This is a genomic window from Flavobacterium sp., assembly GCF_044348915.1.
Lineage (GTDB): Bacteria > Bacteroidota > Bacteroidia > Flavobacteriales > Flavobacteriaceae > Flavobacterium.
This window is the reverse complement of record NZ_JBIKRX010000031.1, coordinates 1-23,826: the sequence shown is the minus strand read 5'-3', so window position 1 is coordinate 23,826 and position 23,826 is coordinate 1. Positions and strand designations below refer to the sequence as shown.

The 23,826-nt window shown below is 36.1% G+C and carries 20 protein-coding genes; 16 read left to right on the top strand and 4 right to left on the bottom strand.

The window, feature by feature from the left end; genetic code table 11:
* Positions 1–99: 99 nt before the first annotated feature.
* Positions 100–2,007: a membrane protein insertase YidC gene (gene yidC / locus ACIQ1E_RS07315; RefSeq protein ID WP_396170072.1), complete on the bottom strand. Its 1,908-nt coding sequence runs from the start codon at positions 2,005–2,007 to the stop codon at positions 100–102.
* A 149-nt stretch (positions 2,008–2,156) separates the two neighbouring features.
* Positions 2,157–3,770, bottom strand: coding sequence for a CTP synthase (locus ACIQ1E_RS07310; RefSeq protein ID WP_396170070.1), 1,614 nt, complete (start codon positions 3,768–3,770; stop codon positions 2,157–2,159).
* A gap of 456 nt (positions 3,771–4,226) precedes the next feature.
* Here ACIQ1E_RS07310 and ACIQ1E_RS07305 point away from each other — a divergent pair, with 456 nt between their 5' ends.
* Positions 4,227–4,817, top strand: a complete 591-nt coding sequence (locus ACIQ1E_RS07305) for a Uma2 family endonuclease (RefSeq protein WP_396170068.1) — start codon at positions 4,227–4,229, stop codon at positions 4,815–4,817.
* 240 nt (positions 4,818–5,057) lie between these two features.
* On the opposite strand, the gene nifJ is transcribed toward ACIQ1E_RS07305, so the two are convergent.
* Both nifJ and ACIQ1E_RS07295 read right to left on the bottom strand, forming a co-directional pair.
* The gene (nifJ, locus tag ACIQ1E_RS07300) at positions 5,058–8,594 is read right to left on the bottom strand and encodes a pyruvate:ferredoxin (flavodoxin) oxidoreductase (protein WP_396170066.1); all 3,537 of its coding nucleotides are present in this window, start codon (positions 8,592–8,594) and stop codon (positions 5,058–5,060) included.
* 136 nt (positions 8,595–8,730) lie between these two features.
* Entirely contained in the window at positions 8,731–9,081 is a 351-nt protein-coding gene (locus ACIQ1E_RS07295) for a 4Fe-4S binding protein (RefSeq protein ID WP_396170065.1), read from the bottom strand.
* Between the two features lie 147 nt (positions 9,082–9,228).
* Between ACIQ1E_RS07295 and ACIQ1E_RS07290 the strand changes: the two genes are divergently transcribed.
* The 15 genes from ACIQ1E_RS07290 (at position 9,229) to ACIQ1E_RS07220 (ending at position 23,716) form a co-directional block, all read left to right on the top strand.
* Positions 9,229–11,082 (top strand): 2-oxoacid:acceptor oxidoreductase subunit alpha, encoded by a 1,854-nt coding sequence (locus ACIQ1E_RS07290; protein ID WP_396170063.1) that lies wholly within the window; start codon positions 9,229–9,231, stop codon positions 11,080–11,082.
* 2 nt (positions 11,083–11,084) lie between these two features.
* Complete coding sequence (locus ACIQ1E_RS07285; RefSeq protein ID WP_396170061.1) at positions 11,085–12,098, top strand: 2-oxoacid:ferredoxin oxidoreductase subunit beta; 1,014 nt, start codon at positions 11,085–11,087, stop codon at positions 12,096–12,098.
* A 93-nt stretch (positions 12,099–12,191) separates the two neighbouring features.
* The gene (locus ACIQ1E_RS07280; RefSeq protein ID WP_396170059.1) at positions 12,192–12,542 is read left to right on the top strand and encodes an NADH-quinone oxidoreductase subunit A; all 351 of its coding nucleotides are present in this window, start codon (positions 12,192–12,194) and stop codon (positions 12,540–12,542) included.
* Positions 12,533–13,093, top strand: a complete 561-nt coding sequence (locus ACIQ1E_RS07275; protein WP_396170057.1) for an NADH-quinone oxidoreductase subunit B — start codon at positions 12,533–12,535, stop codon at positions 13,091–13,093. The genes ACIQ1E_RS07280 and ACIQ1E_RS07275 overlap by 10 nt, the downstream gene beginning before the upstream one ends.
* A 97-nt stretch (positions 13,094–13,190) precedes the next feature.
* Positions 13,191–13,652 (top strand): NADH-quinone oxidoreductase subunit C, encoded by a 462-nt coding sequence (locus ACIQ1E_RS07270; protein WP_396170055.1) that lies wholly within the window; start codon positions 13,191–13,193, stop codon positions 13,650–13,652.
* A 222-nt stretch (positions 13,653–13,874) separates the two neighbouring features.
* Complete coding sequence (locus ACIQ1E_RS07265) at positions 13,875–14,993, top strand: NADH-quinone oxidoreductase subunit D (RefSeq protein WP_396170053.1); 1,119 nt, start codon at positions 13,875–13,877, stop codon at positions 14,991–14,993.
* 54 nt (positions 14,994–15,047) lie between these two features.
* Positions 15,048–15,605: a DUF6252 family protein gene (locus ACIQ1E_RS07260; protein WP_396170051.1), complete on the top strand. Its 558-nt coding sequence runs from the start codon at positions 15,048–15,050 to the stop codon at positions 15,603–15,605.
* A gap of 189 nt (positions 15,606–15,794) precedes the next feature.
* A complete protein-coding gene (locus ACIQ1E_RS07255; RefSeq protein WP_396170049.1) occupies positions 15,795–16,343 on the top strand; it encodes an REP-associated tyrosine transposase in 549 nt (182 codons plus the stop codon).
* A 119-nt stretch (positions 16,344–16,462) separates the two neighbouring features.
* Positions 16,463–17,515, top strand: coding sequence for an NADH-quinone oxidoreductase subunit NuoH (nuoH, locus tag ACIQ1E_RS07250; protein WP_396170048.1), 1,053 nt, complete (start codon positions 16,463–16,465; stop codon positions 17,513–17,515).
* A gap of 5 nt (positions 17,516–17,520) precedes the next feature.
* Positions 17,521–17,997 carry a 4Fe-4S binding protein gene (locus ACIQ1E_RS07245; RefSeq protein ID WP_315218650.1) on the top strand — a complete coding sequence of 159 codons (477 nt, stop codon included), beginning with the start codon at positions 17,521–17,523 and terminating at the stop codon, positions 17,995–17,997.
* Between the two features lie 4 nt (positions 17,998–18,001).
* Positions 18,002–18,523 carry an NADH-quinone oxidoreductase subunit J gene (locus tag ACIQ1E_RS07240; protein ID WP_396170046.1) on the top strand — a complete coding sequence of 174 codons (522 nt, stop codon included), beginning with the start codon at positions 18,002–18,004 and terminating at the stop codon, positions 18,521–18,523.
* Complete coding sequence (gene nuoK / locus ACIQ1E_RS07235; protein ID WP_143390719.1) at positions 18,520–18,837, top strand: NADH-quinone oxidoreductase subunit NuoK; 318 nt, start codon at positions 18,520–18,522, stop codon at positions 18,835–18,837. Before ACIQ1E_RS07240 ends, nuoK begins: the two co-directional genes overlap by 4 nt.
* 12 nt (positions 18,838–18,849) lie before the next feature.
* Positions 18,850–20,778 carry an NADH-quinone oxidoreductase subunit L gene (gene nuoL / locus ACIQ1E_RS07230; RefSeq protein WP_396170044.1) on the top strand — a complete coding sequence of 643 codons (1,929 nt, stop codon included), beginning with the start codon at positions 18,850–18,852 and terminating at the stop codon, positions 20,776–20,778.
* Positions 20,779–20,787: 9 nt separating this feature from the next.
* Positions 20,788–22,284, top strand: coding sequence for a NuoM family protein (locus ACIQ1E_RS07225; RefSeq protein ID WP_396170042.1), 1,497 nt, complete (start codon positions 20,788–20,790; stop codon positions 22,282–22,284).
* 10 nt (positions 22,285–22,294) lie between these two features.
* The gene (locus tag ACIQ1E_RS07220) at positions 22,295–23,716 is read left to right on the top strand and encodes an NADH-quinone oxidoreductase subunit N (RefSeq protein WP_396170040.1); all 1,422 of its coding nucleotides are present in this window, start codon (positions 22,295–22,297) and stop codon (positions 23,714–23,716) included.
* Positions 23,717–23,826 lie beyond the last annotated feature (110 nt).

Genomic DNA, 23,826 nt, shown 5'->3' with positions numbered 1-23,826 from the left:
CGCTCAGTGTTCAGTAATGCTAGATATAGAAATAAGTATTCAGGTTCATCCTGAACTTTACATAAAAAAATCCCGAAAATATCGGGATTTTTTTTATGACTATTTCTTAGCCTTTTTTGCTTTTTCAGCTTCGGCTTGTTCCATCACTTCTTGCAGTTTACGTTGGAATTTCCCTTGTTTCTTCGGCTCTTTCAATTTGTTTTCTTGAATTTGAGCGTGAATTTTGTCGCTATCGATGAAGTATCTTTTGATGACAATCATAATTCCTATGGTAATCAAATTGGAAATAAAGTTATACAAACTCAATCCAGCACCATAACTATTAAAGAAGAACAACATCATTATTGGAGAGACGTAGATCATAATCTTCATCATTTTGGCCATATCTGGCATTCCCTCTTGCTGTGGAGCAGCCATTTGTTGGTCTCCCGAAGTCATTTTCATATAGAAGAAAATCGCAATCGACGCAAGAACTGGAAACAAACTGATGTGATCTCCGTACAATGGAATATGAAACGGAAGTTGAACTACAGCATCAAATGAAGATAAATCGTCTGCCCAAAGGAAACTTTTTTGTCTCAATTCATAAGCCGATGGAAAAAACTGAAACGAAGCGTACATAAACGGAATTTGGATCAATGCTGGAATACAACCCGCCATCGGATTTACTCCTGCTTTGTTATACAACTTCATCGTTTCCTGTTGTTTCTTCATTGGATCTTTCTTGAATTTTTCACCCAATTCCATAATCTCAGGACGCAAAACCTTCATCTTTGCTTGTGATAGGAACGATTTAAAAGTAATCGGCGACATTGCCACTTTTATCAAAATAGTAAATATGATAATGGCAATTCCTAAAGACAGCCCAACTGTTGTACTCAAAAATCCAAATAACGGAATGAAAATAAACATATTAATCCATCCGAAAATCCCCCAACCTAATGGAATTATTTTCTCAAGATTTTTATCATATCCTTTTAAGGTTTTATAATCTGAAGGCCCAAAATACCAATTCATTTTATAATCTATTTCGCCATTGCTAAATGCCAAAGGAAGATCCGCTTTAAATTGTTTGGTATAGACCGTATCAATTGTTTCGTCATTGACCAAGTCATTTGAATGCAATTTTGCAGTTGCAAATGGTTTGTCTGTCAACAAAACAGTAGAAAAGAAGTGCTGTTTGAATGCTACGTAAGAGGTTTGTATAGGATTTTCTTCTTTATCATTTCCTAGTCCAACATAGTCAATCTTCCCTTCTTCGTATTCAAAATAAATCTCAGTATATCGATTTTCGTACGAAATGCTTTTCTCGTTACGATAGGTTTTCATACTCCATTCTAAATCCAATGGTTTAGCAGTATTCAACACTTTATTCAAACCTTGAGAACGCAAATCAAAACCAATCATAAAATCGTTTGGTTTCAAAATGTATTTGTATTCTAAAAATTCATTGGCAGCAGCCTTCAATTTCATCGAAAGAATTTGGTCTGACCCAATTTTTGTCAAACTTGGCTCGAAATAAAGGTCTTTTGTATTTAAAGTACGATTATCTGCCATTTGCAATTGAATGTTCAAATTGGCATTATTATCTTTTATCAATTCTACCAATTTCCCTGAACCTTTTTGGAATTTCTCCAAGTTTTTCAAAGTAGCCTCAACAATAAAACCACCTTTATTTGAGATTTTCAGAATAACTTTTTCGTTTTCGATAGTAGTAAAACCATCTTTTGCAGAAGGCAGTGTTGCAGAATAGGCAAAACCTCCCAAAGTTTTTTGAGCTTGAGCCAACTGAGCTGAATCACCCGCTACTGCTGCTATAGGAGCAGCACTAGGATTAACAACTGCTGCTTTTGCTAGAGCTTCTTTTTTAGCAACTAATTCTTTTTTGGCTTTTTCGGCCGCAATTTGCTCTTCTGAAGGCTTGTTTTGATACATTATCCAAATCAAGATTCCAAAAATCAATATGAATCCAATGATCGAATTGAGGTCTAATTTTTTTTCTTCCATTTTAATTTTTTATCCTCACCCTAGCCCAGTCATTGCGAGGCACGAAGCAATCTCAATGATATGAAGCCGAGTCTGGAATGTTCTTATTTATTATTTACTACTTAATCATTTATTACTAAACTGACGACTAAAAAACTGATCACTGATCACTACTTTTTCTTTGCTTTTACCACAGCTGCCACAAAATTCACAAAAAGTGGATGTGGGTTTTCAACGGTACTTTTGTATTCCGGATGGTATTGTACTCCAATGAAAAAAGGATGATCTTCCAATTCTACAATTTCGACCAAGCCCGTTTCTGGATTGACTCCAGAAGCTTTTAATCCTGCTTTTTCCAAAACATCTACATAACTACTATTGTATTCATAACGGTGGCGATGACGTTCAGAAATGCTTGCTGAACCGTATATTTTATGTGCCAAAGTATTTGGTTTCAAATCACATTTCCAAGCCCCAAGACGCATTGTTCCTCCTTTATCGGTAATGTTTTTTTGTTCTTCCATCAAATCGACAACAGGATGTGAAGTATCAGGATTCATCTCAGTAGAATTAGCATCAGCATAACCCAATACATTTCTAGAGTATTCAATAACTGCCATTTGCATTCCCAAACATATTCCTAAAAACGGAATTTTGTTTTCACGAGCATAACGAACAGCTTCTATTTTTCCTTCGATTCCGCGACCACCAAAACCTGGCGCCACAAGAATTCCGTCTAGTCCAGACAATTTCTCCGCTACATCCGAGGCGTCTAAAAATTCAGAATGAATCGAAACCACATTCACTTTAGTCTCATTGGAAGCTCCAGCGTGTATGAATGCTTCTAAAATAGATTTATATGAATCTTGTAATTCTACATATTTCCCAATTAAACCAATATTAACGGTATGTTTTGGATTTTTTAATCTTTTCAAAAAGGTGTTCCAATGTTTTAAATCAGGTGCGGCTTTCTTCGGTAAATCCAATTTTTTCAAAGCCACCACGTCAAGACCTTCTTCCAGCATCAAATTTGGCACTTCATAAATCGTAGAAGCGTCAATAGATTGAATAACAGCTTCTCTTTTTACATTGCAAAACAAAGCTAATTTCGTGCGAATATCATCTGATATTTCGTGTTCCGTTCTACAAACTAAGATATCGGCTTTGATACCGCTCTCCATCAAAGTTTTAACAGAATGCTGCGTAGGTTTTGTTTTTAATTCTCCGGCTGCGGCCAAATAAGGAACCAAAGTCAAATGAATGACGATAGCGTTACTATCTCCCAAATCCCAAACCAATTGACGAACCGATTCGATATAAGGTAAAGATTCGATATCCCCAACTGTTCCACCAATTTCTGTTATTACTATATCAAAATCGCCTGATTTACCAAGCAATTGCATTCTATCTTTAATCTCGTTGGTGATATGCGGAACTACTTGAACCGTTTTTCCAAGAAACTCGCCTCTTCTTTCTTTTTCGATAACCGAAAGATAAATTCTTCCTGTTGTAACGTTATTCGCCTGAGAAGTTGGCACATTCAAGAAACGCTCGTAATGTCCTAAATCTAAATCTGTTTCAGCACCGTCATCGGTTACATAACATTCGCCGTGTTCGTAAGGATTCAATGTTCCTGGATCGACGTTGATGTATGGATCAAACTTTTGAATGGTTGTTCGATATCCTCTAGCCTGTAATAATTTTGCCAATGAAGCCGCAATAATCCCCTTCCCTAAAGAAGACGTAACTCCGCCTGTAACAAAAATATATTTCGTTTGATTCATTTTAATAGTGTTGTAGTTGTTGCTGTTTGGTATAAATGCAAGCGAATAGTTTGCAAAAACGCTGCAAAAATACGATTATAATTTGAGAAAAAACTAATTTGGAATTGAGATAATTTTGAATTTATTGACAACTATGAAATAGACCTTTCTTTTGCGGAAAAGTAACTCATACAAAATGGAATTCAATTTAATTCTGAACTCGATTGTTATTAAAAAAATTTAAACCACATAGATAAAATGATTTATATTTAACAAAAAGGCGCTTTGCTTAACATAGATTCACTTAGTCTGTTCGGAATTCGGTATCGGGTCTTGGCTATAAGTAAATAAAATACCTATGACCCGAGCGAAGCGAACTGACGAAGTAAAACCTTTTAAAAGTTATAATTTGACATTAAAAAAAAATGATGGAAAAGTTAGCTTAGTTTTTATAACTTTGTGAAAAATGAATGCATTATGCCAACAGTAAAAAACTTTTCGGATTTAGATTTGACCAAAACCTATACCTATAGCGATTACTTGCTTTGGCAATTTTCGGAACGCGTTGAATTAATCAAAGGATTTATTTTGAAAATGAGTCCTGCCCCGAGTTCAAATCATCAAAAAATTTCGCAAAATATAAATAAATATTTCCTGAATTTATTTAACAATCATCCTTGTAGCGTTTTTGTAGCACCTTTCGATGTACGTTTACCTATAAAATCAGCCAAAAAAGACACAACGGTTGTACAGCCTGACATTTGTATTATTTGTGATGAAGATAAAATTGACGATAAAGGTTGTAAAGGCGCACCCGATTTGATTGTAGAAATTTTGTCACCAAAAAACAGCAAACACGATGTGGATACCAAATTTAATCTTTATCTAGAAAGTGGTGTAAAAGAATATTGGATTGTAGAACCCGAAGCACGAATTGTTTTGGTTTACAGTTTAATAAACGAGGAATACATTGGTTCAAAACCTTTTTCGGAAGGCGAAATAATCAAAAGCCCTCTTTTTCCAGAAATGAAAATTGCCGTTGAAGAAGTTTTTTTGAGGGTGAAGTAGCTATCAAACCAAACATTCTTATATTTCAATCCAATCTAAGAACTTCCTTTGTCACGCTGTAAAGCGTTGCGACTCTTATGGAGTGACAAATAGTCTTTTATTATTGGACTATTTTATGTGTGTATTCGGTATTAAAACCATTTTTTATAAAAAAACCTACCCAAGATAATTCATCCCGAGTAGGTTTTTCATTCACTATGTATTCTGCTTATTTAGCAGATTTCATTTTTACAGCGATTTTTACAAATCTCTATACAATTCCAATCTTTCCCATTTAGTATCCACTTCATCTTGCGCTTGAGTCAACAACTCAGCTGCTAATGTAGCATTCTCTTTTACAACTCTAGTAAAACGAGCTTCGTTATACATAAAGTCACTCAAAGGAATAGTTGGCGCTTTAGAATCTAATTTGAATTTTTTGCCTTTTGCTTCAAGAGGATTAAATCTAAACAGTGGCCAGTATCCTGAATCTACCGCTTTTTCTTGTTGGTCGATGGCGTGTTTCAATTCGTAACCGTGTTCACCACAATGAGAATAAGCAATAATCAAAGATGGTCCAGGGTAAGCGGCCGCTTCTTCGATAGCTCTTAGTGATTGTAGATCTTTTGCTCCCATCGCGATTTGAGCTACATACACATTTCCATAAGAAATAGCTTGAAGCGCAAGGGATTTTTTACCTGTTTTTTTACCACCAATAGTAAACTTAGCACTTGCTCCAAGAGGTGTTGATTTAGAAGCTTGTCCACCAGTGTTAGAATACACCTCAGTGTCCATTACTAAAATATTAATGTCTTCCCCTGTAGATAAAACGTGATCCACTCCACCGTAACCGATGTCATAAGCCCAACCGTCTCCACCAAAGATCCAAACTGCTTTTTTACGAAGATACTCCGTCAATTGGCTTAATTTTTTAGCATCAGCATTATCAGTAATTCTGGCTAATATGGTATTAAGTTTATCAATTTGAGCGAATTTTTCGTTTTTCAACGCTTCTGTTTCTTCTGTATTGTTTAGAATAGCATCTACTAATTCTTCACCAATAACTAATTTCAGTGAAACTAATAATCCAACTGCAATTTCTTGTTTTTTAGACAATCCTAATTTCAGACCTAGACCAAACTCGGCATTGTCTTCGAAAAGTGAGTTTGCCCAAGCTGGACCTCTACCAAATTCGTTGGTTTTATAAGGTGTTGTTGGTAAATTTCCACCATAAATAGAAGAACAACCTGTAGCATTAGCAATCATAATACTATCACCGTACAACTGAGTAATCATCTTGATATAAGGAGTTTCTCCACAACCAGAGCAAGCACCTGAGAATTCGAATAATGGCTCTAGATATTGAGAACCTTTCACATTTGTTATTTGCAATGCAGTTCTATCATAGTAAGGTAAACTTACAAAATGATCCCAATTTACATTTTCAACAACATCATGCTCAATTTTTTTCCTCATATTGATTGACTTGAAGTTTTCTTTCTCTTTGCTTACCGCAGGACAAACCACTACGCAAAGATCACAACCTGTACAATCCTCTGGAGAAACTTGCAAAATATAGGATTCATTTTCTTTAGCAAATGGTCTTCCTATCGCTGGTACACTTTTTAGTGTAGCTGGGAATTTAGCTAAATCTTCATTAGAAACTACTTTAGATCTAATCGCAGCGTGAGGACAAATAGCGACACATTTATTACATTGTGTACATAAGTTTTCGTCGTCCCAAACTGGAATAAAATCGGCAATACCGCTTTTTTCGAACTGTGAAGTTCCTGTTGGGAAAGTTCCATCAATTGAGAAAGCACTTACTGGAAGATCATCTCCGAAACCAGCTAATATTTTTTCTAAAACTTCAGTAACAAATCCATCAGGAGCATTCTTCATTGCAGATGCCAAGTGTCTTTCGCTTGTAGCCACTTTTGGATAATCTACTTGATGTAAATTCTCTAAGGCTTTGTCTACCGCGTTGAAGTTCATTTTCACCACTTTATCACCTTTATGTGAATAGGATTTAACGATGGCATCCTTAATTTTTTGAATAGCCTCGTCTTTTGGTAAAATACCAGAAATAGCGAAGAAACACGTTTGTAAAATGGTATTTGCTCTTTTTCCAAGACTAGCTTCAAAAGCAACTTTTGTAGCATCAATAACATAGAATTTGGCTTCTTTATCGATAATTCCTTGTTGAATTTGGATTGGCAATCTTGCCCAAATTTCTTCTTTACAATAAGGTGAATTCAATAAGAAGGTACCTCCGTGTTTCAAGTCGGCAATCATATTGAATTTTTCAATAAAATTGAATTTATGACTGGCAATGAAATCGGCTTTTTCTACTAAATAGTTTGAATTAATTGGTTCTGGCCCAAAACGCAAGTGAGAAATAGTTTGAGCTCCAGCTTTTTTAGAGTCGTAAACGAAGTATCCTTGAACATAATTATCTGTAGTTTCACCAATGATTTTGATGGAGTTTTTGTTAGCTCCAACAGTTCCATCAGAACCTAAACCATAGAACATACAGCTAATTGATTTCGCTTTAATTTCAAATTTTGGATCAAAGTATAAACTTCTGAAAGTCACATCATCATTGATACCAATAGTAAAGTGATTTTTAGGTTTTTTATTCAACAATTCATCATAAATTCCTTTGACCATTGCTGGTGTAAATTCTTTTGACGACAATCCGTAACGACCTGCAACAACGGTTGGCATTTCTATTCCGCTTTCAACAAGTGCTGTTACAATATCTAAATAAAGAGGATCTCCAATACTTCCAGGCTCTTTTGTTCTGTCCATTACAGCAATTTTCTGAACTGTTTTTGGCAAAGCATCAACAAAGGCATCGATTGCGAAAGGTCTGAACAAACGGATAAAAATTACCCCAACTTTTTCGCCTTCTTCTAGCATCACTTCAAGAGCTTCTTTTACTGGACCTTCAGCAGAGCCCATAATAATCATTACTCTTTCAGCTTCTGGGTGACCCATATAATCAAACAAATTGTATTTACGACCAGTGTGCTCGTAAAATTCGTTCATTACTTCTTGCACGGCAGCAGGAACTGCGTCATAGAATTTATTTCCAGCTTCTCTAGCTTGGAAGAATACGTCAGGGTTTTGAGTTGTACCTCTAACTACTGGACGATCTGGATCTAATGATCTTTGTCTGTGTTCCATCACTTTATCTTCCGGCATCATCGCTTTGATAATTTCGTCGGTGATACCATCGATTTTAGAAATTTCGTGAGAGGTTCTGAAACCGTCAAAAATATTCATAAATGGAACTCTAGTTTTCAATGTTGCCACTTGAGAAATCAAGGCAAAATCGTGTGCTTCCTGAACCGAACCACCAAATAACATAGAAAATCCTGTTTGTCTACAAGCCATTACATCGGAGTGGTCTCCGAAGATTGATAGTGCGTGAGTAGCTACTGTTCTGGCGGCAACATGGATAACACAAGGCAATAATTCACCAGCAATTTTATACATATTAGGTATCATTAATAGCAAACCTTGTGAGGCCGTAAACGTTGTAGTTAGCGCACCTGCCTGTAAAGCTCCATGGACAGTTCCAGCAGCACCAGCTTCACTTTGCATTTCAACAATTCTTGGAATATTATTCCAAATATTTGTTTTACCCTTTGAACTGTATAGCTCAGCATGTTCACCCATCGGCGACGAAGGTGTAATTGGGTAAATTGCACAGACTTCATTCGTTTTGTGAGCAATGAGAGCTACTGCTTCATTACCGTCACAAATTACTTTTGGAAAAGTTTTATTTTTCATTTACAAAAAAATTTTATACCATCTTGAATTTGCGACGATCGATTCTATCTACAAATTACTTGACAGCTTTTTGATTATAAAAGCAAAAAAAAGCTAAAATGCCTTTTGGCAATTTAGCTTTCTTTCCTTTTTTGATTTACTCATTATGTAACCAGGCTTTCTTTTCTAATAATTGAGCTTCTGTTTCTACGTGATTCTCATCAAGAATACAGCAATCTACAGGGCAAACCGAAGCACATTGTGGTTTATCGTGGAAACCTTTACATTCTGTACACTTGTCAGCCACAATATAGAAAAACTCATCCGAAATTGCGTCGTTTTCTTCATCTGCGTCTACTTCTCTCCCTGAAGGTGTATTTATCATACCTTTTAAGGCAGATCCATCTGAATAAGACCAACTAGTATCTGGTTCATAAATTGCGTTGTTTGGACACTCTGAAATACATGCATCACAATTGATGCATTCGTCTGTGATAATTATTGCCATAGTATATATTTTTTTAATTCATCGTAAAATTAAATAGCTTTTTATTACTTTTATATGATAATAGTCATATTTTAATTAAAAAAGTGAAATTAAATTTGGCTCAACAATTATTGAATTTTTCTGTTAATATTGAAAATAATTAAACTTATGGTTGAAACAAAAACAAAACCCCAACCTGAAAAACTTGAAGCTGTCGTTATTCGTTTTGTAGGTGATTCAGGTGACGGAATGCAATTGACAGGTACGCAGTTTTCCGATACATCTGCAATGTTTGGTAATGACATTGCCACTTTCCCAAATTATCCATCAGAAATTCGCGCTCCCCAAGGGAGTTTGTACGGAGTTTCAGGATTTCAAGTCCATATTGGTAGTGTAGAAGTTAGTACCCCCGGGGACAGCGTCGATTTATTAGTAGCTATGAATCCAGCTGCTTTGAAAACTAATCTTTATGCTTTGAAACCCGGACATGCTGTAATCGTCGATACCGATGCTTTTAGCAAAAAGAACTTAGAAAAAGCAGAATACACCACCAATCCACTCGAAGACGGTAGCCTTGATAATTATAAAGTTATTGAAGTAGATATGACTTCTTTAACCAAAGAAGCTTTAAAGGATGTTTCAGGTCTCGATACGAAAACGATTTCGCGAAGTAAAAATATGTTTTCTTTGGGAATGATCTATTGGATGTACAACCGTTCTACAGATCATACAATTGAATTTTTTAATGATAAGTTCAAATCTAAACCTCATTTAATCGAAGCCAATACCAAAGTATTAATGGCTGGATTTTATTTTGCTGAAACCTTAGAGCTCATACCTAATTCCTATACTATCTCTCCAGCCAAAATGCCTGCAGGTACTTATAGAATTATTATGGGTAACACAGCAACGGCTTGGGGATTTTTGGCAGCAACCGAAAAATCGGGATTGGAATTATTCTTAGGCTCTTATCCTATAACTCCTGCTACAGATATTTTACACGAATTAGCCAAACACAAACATTTTGGTGTGAAAGCTTTTCAGGCTGAGGACGAAATTGCAGGTATAACATCGGCAATAGGCGCCGCATTTGCAGGAGATTTAGCCATCACCACAACCTCAGGTCCTGGATTAGCATTAAAAGGTGAAGCAATTGGCTTGGCGATGATGACTGAATTGCCTCTGGTAATTGTGGATGTGCAACGTGGTGGACCTTCCACTGGTTTGCCAACCAAAACAGAACAATCGGATTTATTGCAAGCGATATATGGTCGAAATGGAGAAAGCCCTGTGATTGTAATTGCTGCGAGCACGCCGGCTAATTGTTTTAACTTTGCTTATGAAGCTTCCCGATTGGCATTAGAACATATGACACCCGTAATATTATTGACGGATGGATATATTGCTAACGGAGCCGCTCCTTGGAAAATCAAAACCGTTGCTGAAATGCCTGAAATAAAAAACAATAAAATTTCAGAAGTCAAAGAAAATTGGCATCCTTATGACAGAGATGAAAAAACGCTAGCCCGCAATTGGGCAATTCCAGGAACTCCGGGACTTGAACACAGAATTGGAGGTTTAGAAAAAGATGCGGTTACAGGTAATATCTCTTATGAACCAAAAAATCATGAGAAAATGACTCATATCAGAGCCGAAAAAATCGAACGCGTAAAATTTAATATTCCAGACTTAGAAACAGAATTTGCTCAAGAAGGTGATTTATTGGTAATTGGTTGGGGCGGAACTTACGGTTCTTTGCATTCAGCTGTGAAGCAAATGAATGATAAAGGTCATAAAAACATTGGTTATGCCCACTTCAATTATATTAATCCAATGCCAAAAAATACCGAAGAAATTCTATCAAAATTCAAAAAAATTCTGGTTTGCGAATTGAATAGTGGCCAATTTGCAAGCATTCTAAAAATTAAACACAGTACATTTGACTTTTTACAATTTAATAGAGTGCAAGGATTGCCTTTTGCGAACGATGACTTAATTCATGAATTTAAATCACTAGTATAATTATGGAAACAACAGTTGAAAAAAAATATACCGCCAAAGATTTTACCAGCGACCAAGAAGTAAGATGGTGTCCTGGTTGCGATGATTATGTGATTTTACGCACGATGCAAAAAATACTTCCTGAAATGGGCGTCGCCAAAGAAGATGTCGTTTTCGTTTCTGGAATTGGATGTTCTTCTCGTTTTCCTTATTATTTAGACACGTATGGCATTCACAGTATTCACGGCAGAGCTCCTGGAATTGCATCGGGAATAAAACTAGCTAATCCTAACTTAAGCGTTTGGATTGCCACTGGCGATGGCGATGCAATGGCTATTGGTGGAAATCATTTTATACACGTTTTACGAAGAAATATCGATCTGAATATCATACTTTTCAATAATGAAATTTATGGCTTGACCAAAGGTCAGTTCTCTCCTACTTCATTAATTGGTCAAAAAACAAAATCATCTCCTTACGGAAATACTCAACCTCCCTTTTCACCAGGTGAATTAGCCTTAGGCGCTCAAGCACGATTTTTTGCTAGAGTTGGTGGAGGAAGTCCAAAAGAAATGGGACAAATTTTTATCGAAGCACAGCAATTCAAAGGAACTTCATTAATCGAAATTTTGCAAAATTGTGTGATTTTTAATGACGGATGTTTCAATCATCTTACTGATAAAGACGTAAAAGAAGACAAACAAATTTTTCTTGAACACGGAAAACCAATGATTTTTGGAAAAAATCGTGACAAAGGATTGGTATTAAATGGACTAAAATTAGAAGTCGTAACCATTGGCGAAAACGGAGTTACACAAGAAGATTTATTAGTACATAATGACAAAGAAAAAGACCCTACCCTACATTATATGTTGGTTCGAATGGAATACCCATTGGCAACTGGGGTTATTAGAAGTTTTGACGATGTCACTTTAGAAGAACGAGAAGATGCCTTGACAGCGCAAGTTAAAGCCAATTCTAGTTTTACAAAAACGGATGATTTATTCTTTTCGGGTGAAACTTATGAAGTGAAATAAAAAAAGTGTCACAAAAAATCTATTACCCTATAGGAATAGTAGATTTAAAAATGTAGCTTTGCGTTATTAAAACAATTTAATAAAAAGTAATGTATGGGTTCAGAAGCAATTATAGTTTTCTTACTAGCCGGAATAGTTTTGGTCGCCGGCGCCAATTTTTTATCCAATTTAATTTCACCAAAGTCAGACAATAGCCAGAAACGGGAGCCGTATGAAAGCGGAATGACCACCATTGGACCAACTTGGGTTCAGTTTAAAGTGGGTTACTATTTGTATGCCATTTTATTCTTGGTTTTTGATGTCGAGGTAGCCTTTCTGATACCTTGGGCGGTAGTTTTCAAAGAAATCGGAATGGTCGCTTTTGTCGAAATCATCATCTTTTTAGTAATATTAGGTTTAGGCTTAGCCTACGCTTGGAAAAAAGGAGCATTAAAATGGGAGTAAATAACACACCAGAAATACCCGCAGATTTCCCAGGAAAAGTAATTCCGGGGGGCAATGGAGCCAATATTTTAGTTACATCATTAGACGAAATAATCAATTGGGGACGGGCGAATTCGCTTTGGTCCCTTTATTTTGGAACAAGTTGTTGTGCCATCGAAATGATGCAAACAGGAGCTGCACGTCACGACTATTCCAGATTTGGATTCGAAGTAGCAAGACCTTCGCCGCGACAAGCCGATTTGATTATCATTGCAGGAACTATTGTCAACAAGATGGCACCAGTTTTACGCAGATTGTACGATCAAATGGCGGAACCAAAATATGTAATTGCAATGGGTGCTTGTGCCATTTCTGGCGGTCCATTTTATTACAATTCGTACTCTGTTGTAAAAGGAGCGGATCACGTAATCCCAGTAGATGTATACGTTCCGGGTTGTCCGCCACGTCCAGAAGCTTTATTGGAAGGAATGTTGATGCTTCAAAATAAGATTCGAACTGAAAATATGAAAAACAAAGTCTACCCTATCGATGGGTTTGACGAAGGATTGTGAAAAGTGGGAAGTTAGAAGTGGGAAGTGGGAAGTAATTTAAACTAACTACCTCTAACCTCTAACCTCGTACCTCTAACCTCTAACCTCTAACCTAATTATGACAAACGAAGCCTTACAAAATTTAATAAGCAGTTGGATTCCGGAATTGGAATTCACCGCCGAAAAATCCCAGTTTTTAAATATCACCGTTCCACCCGGACAACTTCATTCACTAATGACGCAATTAAAAAGCAATTCCGAAACGAATTTTGATTATTTGTTTTGTCTAAGCGGTGTGGATTGGGGCAAGGAATTGGGCGTTGTATATCATCTAGAATCTACTACTCACAGACATCAATTGGTGGTGAAAGTGAAAACCGAAGACAGAGAAAACCCAACACTCGACACGGTTTGCAACATTTGGTACACTGCCGAATTCCACGAAAGAGAAGTTTTTGATTTCTTTGGAATAAAATTCAACAATCATCCTAACTTGAAAAGACTCTTTTTGACCGAAGAATGGGATGGATTTCCGTTGAGAAAAGATTATGTAGATGAAATTAATATGGTTATCAAATAACAAAGTTATTTTTCTTTTGAACCATTAAGAAAATTAAGGTTCATTAAGATAAAAACTAAATTTTTATTAATGTTTAAAATAAAAAATATTAAAATAGTTTTTCTTTTGGAACCATTAAGGCATTAAGGTTCATTAAGACTAAAACTTAATTTTTCTTAATTTTCTTAATGGTTTAAAAAACGAAAATTTTAGTCCGCAAAGCGGGCATACAAATAAATAAAAATGGATACAACTATAACCAACAATTTTAAATCCGAAGAATATCAAATTAATATGGGGCCGCAACACCCTGCAACTCATGGAGTTTTGCGACTTTTATTGACTATTGACGGTGAAATAATCAAAAGAGTAGAACCCGATTTAGGCTACATCCACCGCTCTATCGAAAAAATGTGTGAACGCGACAGCTATCAGCAAATCGTGCATTTGACCGACAGAATGGATTATCTTTCTTCACATATCAACAACGAAGCCGTTTGCCTTACTGTTGAAAATGCGCTTCAATTGGAAATTCCAGAACGTGTAAAAGTCATTCGAACCATCATTGCCGAATTGACCCGTATTGCTTCTCACACTTTGTGGTGGGGCGTTATGGGAATGGACGTTGGCGCTTTGACTACTTATTTCTACGGTTTTAGAGACCGTGAAATGATAAACGATATTTTCGAAGAAACTTGTGGCGCTCGTTTGACGATGAACTACAACATTCCCGGAGGATTGATGTTCGATATTCACCCGAATTTTGTAAAAAGAACGAAAGAATTTATCGCTCATTTCAAAACTAAACTCCCTGAATACGATTTGCTTTTATCCAATAATATCATCTTCCGAAAAAGGATGGAAGGCATTGGAATTTTAACCAAAGAAGATGCGATTTCTTTTGGAGCTTCTGGTCCTGTAGGCCGCGCTTCTGGCTATTCTTGCGATGTGAGAAAACACCATTCGTACAGCGCTTATGACAAAGTAAAATTCAACGAAGTGTTGAAAACCGAAGGTGATACTTATTCTCGTTACCAAGTTAGAATACTGGAAATGTGGGAATCCTTATCGATTATCGAACAGTTGATTGATAATATTCCTGAAGGTGATTTTTTTGCTAAAACCAATACCGTAATCAAATTGCCAGAAGGCGAGTATTACCAAAAAGTAGAAACTGCAAGAGGAGAATTAGGAGTTTACATCGTCAGTACGGGAACAAAAAATCCATACCGAATGAAATTTAGATCACCAGGATTTTCCAATTTATCTTTATTAAATCATATTGCAGTTGGCGGAAAAATTGGGGATTTGGTGGCAACTATGGCAACTTTAGACCTTGTAATTCCTGATATTGACCGATAAAATTAATTTTATGAATTCAACTTTGTAGTAAATAATAATCAAACAATAATAATTATGAAAAATATGATTTTATATATAACTCTGGTGTTATTATTTTCTTCTTGCGACAAAGATGACAACAAATCATCCAACGAACTCCCTGCCGCAACAACTACAGGAGCAAACACTGCAGGTTGCCTCATAAACGGACAAGTTTTTTTACCAAGAGGAAACAGCCAATTTGGTCCTACTTTAAGTTGCTTTTACCAACAAGATCAAGATGGTTATCATTTAGGTTTAAGTATTGTAGAGAAAGGTTCTAATGAAAACAAATCAGTTACTATTTCAACTAATCCTTTGCAATTAATTCAAAACACAACTTATAATTTAGCTGAACAAACTAATAATGGCTCAAATTATAATTCAAATTTCGGACAATTTATTATAAATAGTAATATTTATTCTAGCAATCAGTTTTATACAACAAACACAAATATAGGTGAATTAAAAATCACCAGACTCGATACACAACAAAAAATAATATCAGGAACTTTCTGGTATGATGCAATAAACCCTCAAGGTGAAATAGTAAAAATAAGAGACGGTAGATTTGATATGCACTACGTAAACTAACCATAAAAATAAACCAATTATGAAAAACTTATTACTTATCGTTATTTTCCTTTTCATCTCCACATTGGTAATTGCACAAAAAGAGATAAACACAGAGTTTGCCACCAAGATGAATTTTGCTTTTCCCCCTGCTAGCGCGAGCTTCTAGCTCGTGCCAACAAACAAATGTAAAATTAATTTAGTTTTTCGATGAGTAGAAAATATAAATTTCACGAAAAGGAGAGAGCCTATTTTATAAGTTTTGCAACTGTCTATTGGATAGATGTTTTTACGAGAGAAGATTATTTTGGTTGTATGATTGAGTCGTTAGATTATTGTAGAAAAAACAAAGGGATGGAAATTTATGGTTATTGCATTATGCCGAGTCATATACATTTAATTTTTAGATCATCATTAGGTGATCCATCAGGTTTAATAAGAGATTTAAAAGGATTTACATCAAGAAAAATTTTAAAAGTAATTGAAGAAAATCCAGAAGAAAGCAGAAAAGAATGGTTGTTGTGGATGTTTGAAAGAGCTGGAAAGAAAAACAGTAATGTAAAATTTAGACAATTTTGGCAACAAAACAATAAACCAATTGAAATTTGGTCATTAAAAGTTTTTGAGCAAAAATTAGATTACATTCATAACAATCCAGTTGAAACAGGTTTTGTGACCGACCCAATAGAGTGGAAATATAGTAGCGCAAGAAATTATGGGAACAATGACCATACAATTTTAGAAATAGATTTAAATTAATTTTATTGCGGGTACGAGCGTGACGCTCGCACTAGCGAAAGAAATAACCATAAATAGTAATTATAATTCAAGTAAAAAATGAAAAATGAAAAAACATCCTCAATATATTTATTAACCTTATGAACATTACAAAAAATATTCACGAATGGCTTTTTAGCCTGATGCCAGAAACTACTGCAAGCATTGTAGAAATGGTATTGATAGCCGTAGTTTACCTCGGTATTTTTGCAGTTGCCGGTTTATACTTGGTTTTACTCGAAAGAAGAGTCGCCGCTTGGTTTCAATTGCGTTTGGGTCCAAACCGAGTAGGGTATCAAGGTTTATTACAAACTATGGCCGATGCCCTGAAATTAGTTTCCAAAGAGTTAACAGGAACAATCAAAGCAGACAAGTTTTTATACAATTTAGCTCCCTATTTTGTTATCGTAACCGCCTTGATGGCGATGTCTCTTTTCCCTTTTACAAAAGAATTTCAAGCCTTTGACATCAATATTGGTATTTTCTTTTTGATCGCTATTTCCTCTATTGGAGTTATCGGAATTCTATTGGCAGGATGGAGTAGCAACAACAAATTTGCCTTAATTGGTGCAATGCGAAGCGGTGTTCAAACCATTAGCTACGAATTGTCCGTTGGATTATCGCTTTTGACAATGGTTTTGATGACGGGTTCTTTGCAACTTTCCCAAATCGTAGAAGTTCAAAAAGACGGATGGCTTATCGTTCAAGGACATATTCCTGCCATTATCGCTTTTTGCATTTATATGATTGCTGGAACTGCCGAAACCAACAGAGCTCCTTTCGATTTAGTAGAAGCCGAATCCGAATTAGGTGCGGGTTTCCACACCGAATACTCGGGAATGAAGTTTGCCTATTTCTTCTTGGCAGAATTTATCAATATGTTTATTATCGCCGCAATCGCAACAACAGTTTTCTTTGGAGCTTATTTATCTCCTTTTGGAATAACCGAAAGCATTCCGTTGCTTGGTGTATTTTGGTTTTTAATAAAAACATTAGCTATCATCTTTTTAATGATGTGGTTCCGATGGACCTTTCCAAGACTAAGAATTGACCAACTTCTGGTATTAGAATGGAAATATTTGCTACCGTTAAACTTAATGAATTTAATTTTAATGGCATTGATGGTATTGCTTGGATTAACAATTCAATTTTAAAAATTATGAGTTATTTTTCAGATATATATAATGGTGTAAAAACACTTCTTACAGGAATGAGTGTCACCGGAAAGTATTTTTTACATTCCAGAAAAGGGGCTATAACCCAACAATATCCTGACAACAGAGCTACTTTACAAATGTTTGAACGTTTTCGTGGCGAGGTAGTAATGCCGCACGATGAAAAAAACGAACACCGTTGTACTGGTTGCCAAAAATGTGAATTGGCTTGCCCGAACGGAAGTATCGAAATTATTTGGGACAGACAAATTGATCCAGAAACAGGCAAAAAGAAAAAAATGATAGACAAACATATTTATCATTTAGGAATGTGCACGATGTGTAGTTTATGCATCGAAGCCTGTCCTACCGATGCTATCAAATGGGCTCAGAATTTTGAAAATTCTGTGTACGACAGAAAGTATCTCACTAGAGTTTTAAACAAACCGGGATCAAAAGTGGTTCCTGGACTAGAAGATTAATCTTATGGAAAAAGTTATATTTTACATTTTAGCCTTAATAATGATTGTATCGGCCATTGCCTCTGTAAGCAGTCGCAAAATGCTTCGATCAGTGATTTACTTATTATTTGTTCTCATCGGGGTAGCGGGAATTTACTTCTTAATTGATTACAATTTCTTAGCCGCCGTTCAATTGACGGTTTATGCAGGAGGGATTATCGTCTTGGTTATTTTCTCGGTTTTATTGGTGCACCATATCGAAATGCAATTGGAAATGGCCGAATTATCCAAAAAATTAATCACCGGATTGGTTTGTTTAATTGGTCTTGGTTTATTCTTGTATACCATATATACAAATGATTTTCAAGTGGTAGAAAATTCGAAAACGACTACTGTTGAAGATATCGGTCGTGGACTTTTGAGCTACGATGCAGGGGGATTTATTTTACCTTTTGAAGTCATCAGTATTCTGTTGTTGGCCGCTATGATTGGAGCCATCATTATTGGAAAAGGAGACAAACTAACTAAAAACGACGATACATTATGATAGCCGGAATTAGCATATACGAAATTTTTACCCTTACCTCTATTCTATTTTTTATAGGTATTTATGGGTTTATTACCAGAAAAAACTTGATTTCGATATTAATATCTCTCGAGTTGATTTTAAATGCTTCGGCGATCAATTTTGTTGTCATCAACAAATATTTGTATCCCGATGTGTTGCAGGGCGTTTTCTTTTCGATTTTTATTATTGCTGTGGCTGCTGCCGAAACTGCGCTTGCAGTGGCAATAATCATTAATCTGTACAGACAAATCAGCTCTGTTGAAGTGAAGGACACTGAAATTATGAAGTATTAATATTCAATCAATATGGACATATCTTATATATTATTTATACCACTTATTCCTTTAGCTGTTTTCTTGCTTCTGGGAATTGGTTACGAGAAAATTAAACCAGCGGTTTCTGGATACATTGGGGTTGCTGGATTGGCCACTTCGACTGCGCTTTCTTATTATGCGGCTTACGAATACTTTTTCGTCAGCGGAAAAGTAGATGGCGTATATCAAACATTTGTTGAAAAAACAGTTTGGATGAACTTCACCGAAACACTAGCTATCGATATGGGTATTTTGGTTGATCCAATATCGGTAATGATGCTTGTTGTAGTAACCACCATTTCGTTGATGGTTCACATTTATAGCCGAGGCTATATGCAAGGCGATAACGGTTATACCAAATTCTTTGCTTTTTTAGCGCTGTTTACTTTTTCAATGCTTGGATTGGTATTGGCAACCAACCTTTTCCAAATCTACATTTTTTGGGAATTGGTGGGAGTTTCTTCCTATTTATTAATTGGCTATTATTATACCAAAACTTCTGCAGTAGCGGCAGCAAAAAAAGCCTTCATTGTTACTCGTTTTGCTGATTTTGGTTTCCTAATCGGGATTATGATTGTAGGTCATTATGCTGGTTCATTCGATTTTCAAACCTTGAATGCGGTAAATCCTGCAGGCGAAGGATTGCTCCTGAATTGGGCATCGACTTCATTTATGGGATTGTCTGTAATCACTTGGGGATTGCTTCTCATCTTTATGGGAGGTGCTGGAAAATCAGCAATGTTCCCATTACACATTTGGTTACCTGATGCAATGGAAGGCCCAACGCCAGTTTCGGCTTTGATTCACGCGGCGACTATGGTTGTTGCCGGAGTTTATCTAGTGGCGCGACTATTCCCGATGTACTTTTTTGTAGAAGGAGGATATGCCTTGAATATTGTGGCTTATGTGGGAGCATTTTCTTCGCTCTTTGCCGCTGTCATCGCACTCACACAAACGGATATCAAACGAGTTTTGGCCTTTTCGACGATGTCGCAAATTGGTTATATGATGTTGGCATTAGGAGTTTCAAGTTACAAAGGTCACGAAGGAGTTGGTTATATGGCGTCTATGTTCCATCTGTTTACACACGCGATGTTCAAAGCCTTATTATTCTTGGGTGCTGGTTCTGTAATTCACGCCGTTCACAGCAATTATCTAAAAGATATGGGCGGTTTACGCAAGTATATGCCGATTACCAATATCACATTCTTGATTGCGGCATTGGCAATAGCCGGAGTTCCGCCATTCGCAGGATTTTGGAGTAAGGACGAGATCTTAGTTGCTGCTTTCGAAAAAAATCAATTGCTATATTTTGTTGGACTATTCGTAGTGGGATTGACTGCTTTTTATATGTTCCGACTTTATTTTGGAATCTTCTGGGGCAAAGACACCAAATACCATCACGCACCACACGAAGCACCAATGTCTATGGCGTTTCCTCTATTGTTTTTAGCAATTATGAGTATTGTGGCAGGATTTATTCCTTTCAGCGAATTTGTAACTGCCGACAGGCTACCATTCGAAGCGCATTTGAATTTACCACTAGCTGCAGTAGCGGTTGGAACAGGTTTGTTAGGAATTATATTAGCTTGGGTTTTCTACAAAAAAGAAAATGATTTGGCTGATAAATTTTCGAATGCTTTTGGAATTCTATACAAATGGACTTTCCATAAATTCTATTTCGACGAAATCTATATGTTCATTACCAAAAAAATCATCTTCAATTTGGTTTCGGCTCCAATAGCGAAATTCGACAAGAAATATGTGGACGGAACAATGGAAGGTATTGGAAACAAAACGGTTATTATTTCCGAAAAAATAAAAGGATTACAATCTGGAAGATTACAAGATTACGCGATGTTTTTTGTTTCTGGCGTTGTAGTTATAGCCTTGGTTTTTATTTATTTATGGACAAACTAAACAATTAATATGGATATTTTATCACTTTTTGTAGTTATACCTGTACTCACCGTTTTAGCTTTGGTTTTTTCCAAAGGATTAAAACAGGCACGCATTATTGCAATGATTGGAAGTTTCATTCAACTGGGAATGGCTATTAATTTGTTGTTTACTTATTTGAGTACAAGAGCTGTCGATAAAAGCATAATGCTTTTCACTCAGGATTATGTTTGGTTCAAAAATTTCAATGTTCATTATGCCATCGGAGTCGATGGAGTTTCGGTAGCTTTAATACTGTTGACTTCTATTGTGGTTTTGGCAGGCGTTTTCATCTCTTGGAAAACCGAAGATTTACCTAAAGAATTTTTTATCTCCCTTTTGGTTTTAGCCACTGGAGTTTACGGATTCTTTATTTCGCTCGACTTATTTACGATGTTTGTGTTCTATGAAATTGCCGTTATCCCAATGTATTTACTGATTGGAATTTGGGGCTCAGGGCCAAAAGAATACTCGGCGATGAAGTTGACCTTGATGTTGATGGGAGCTTCGGCAGTTTTATTGGTTGGGGTTTTAGGAATCTATTTCAATTCGAATGCTGATGGTGGTGCTTTGACTTTCAATATTTTGGAAATTGCCAAAGTGAACATTCCGTTTGAAGCCCAAAAATTATTTTTCCCTTTGACCTTTATTGGTTTTGCTGTATTGGGGGCTTTATTCCCTTTTCATACTTGGTCACCGGATGGTCACGCTTCGGCGCCAACAGCAGTATCCATGCTTCACGCAGGAGTTTTAATGAAATTAGGAGGTTATGGTGTTTTCAGAATTGCAATGTTTTTATTGCCATTGGGCGCCATTGAATGGTCTTGGTTTTTCATCATCTTATCTGCCATTGGAGTAATTTATGGTGCTTTTGGAGCATTGAAACAAACCGATTTAAAATACATCAATGCGTATTCCTCAGTGAGTCACTTGGGAATGGTCTTGTTCGCTTTATTGATGTTAAACAAAACCGCTTGGAACGGAGCTATTTTACAATCGCTCTCTCACGGATTTATGACAGCCCTATTCTTCGCCTTAATCGGGATGATTTACGGAAGAACTCACACTAGAGACATCACCAAATTGGGAGGATTACTAAAAGTAATGCCATTTATTTCTGTGATTTATGTCATCGCAGGTTTGGCCTCATTAGGTTTGCCTGGATTTAGTGGTTTTATAGCTGAAATGAACATCTTCGTTGGTGCTTTCCAACACGAAGAAATGTTCTACAGAGTGGCGACCATAGTTTCAGTTTCGGCAATTGTAGTAACTGCGGTTTATATCCTAAGAGTATTAGGAATTATGCTAATGGGTGAAGTGAAAAATGAAGAATTTTTAGATTTACCAAAGGCAACTTGGTTCGAAATAACAGGTATTCTACTATTATTAATTCCAATGCTTGGTATGGGTGTTGCTCCGCTTTGGTTGAGCGATATGACAATGGACAGTCTCCAACCATTTATTCAAGGAGTATTAAATCATTTATAAAATAACAAAAATGAATCTGAACAGTTTTATCGCAATGCGACAAGAAATTTTCCTCTTGATAATTATATTATTGCTCATTGTAGGCGAAATTTTCGTGAATAAAAATAAAAAAGGAAGTCTGGTACATTTGGCTCTATTCTTATTTGGAATTCACACGATCATCGGCTTCTTTGCTATCGAGGAAACTAGCTTATTTGGCGGAATGTTTCGCACCAACACGCTCATTCACTTCTTCAAAAACGCACTAAATGTAGGTGTACTTATCGTTCTACTTCAATCTGCCGATTGGATACAAGAAAAAATGGTGCCACTCAATAAAGGAAACGAGTTTTTTATGTTGCTATTTTCATCCCTGCTTGGAATGTATTTTATGATTTCTGCAGGTGATTTTCTTATGTTTTACATCGGATTAGAATTATCTACTTTACCAGTCGCAGCATTGGTAGCTTGGGAAACATCTAAAAGAATTTCGAGCGAAGCAGGTGTTAAATTTATTCTTTCTGCAGGATTAGCTTCTGGAGCTTCCCTATTTGGAATATCATTATTGTATGCAGCAACAGGCTCCATTTATTTCGCAGATATCTCAATAGCTTTAACCTCGACTAATTTAACAATACTAGGTTTCATTTTGTTTTTTGCTGGTTTAGCATTCAAAATATCCTTAGTCCCATTTCACTTCTGGACAGCAGACGTCTACGAAGGAGCACCCATTGGAGTTGCCTCCTATTTATCGGTAATTTCAAAAGGAGCCGCAGCCTTTATTTTGATGATTTTATTGTTTACCGTTCTAAAACCATTGATGCACATTTGGGAAAATATCATTTATGTTGTAGCACTTGCCACGATGTTTATTGGTAACTTATTCGCTTTGCGCCAACAAAATATGAAACGTTTCTTGGCTTTTTCTTCGATTGCGCAGGCTGGTTTCATCCTTTTGGGATTAATTACTGGAACTCAATTGGGAACTGCAACTGTTGTCTATTTTATATTAGTTTACATCTTCACCAATTTGGCTGCTTTCGGTGTGGTACAAGCTATCGCATTGCAAACGGGTAAAGAAAATAGAGACGATTATAACGGCTTGTACAGAACTAATCCGAACTTGAGTTTGGTGATGATGTTGGCTTTATTCTCCTTAGCAGGAATTCCACCAGTAGCAGGATTCTTTGGTAAATTCTTCCTTTTCGCAGCAGCGGCAAGCAAAGGATATTATTTATTAGTTTTCTTAGCAGTAGTCAATGTAACCATCTCACTTTACTATTATTTATTGGTGGTAAGAGCCATGTTTATTAGAAAAAGTGACAATCCAATTCCGTTTTTCAAAAGCAAAATTTATATGCGATTAGGATTAATCATCACCGTTTTGGGTATCCTAATTCTCGGATTATACAGTCCATTATACGATTACATTTTCGAATTATATAAAGTCTAATATGTAATTACAAATAATATATGTATCTTTACTCAAAAAAACCATGAGTAGAGCAGCATTAAGAGTAACAAATTATAGTTCCGAAGAACTGAAAGCATTATTGAGAAAAG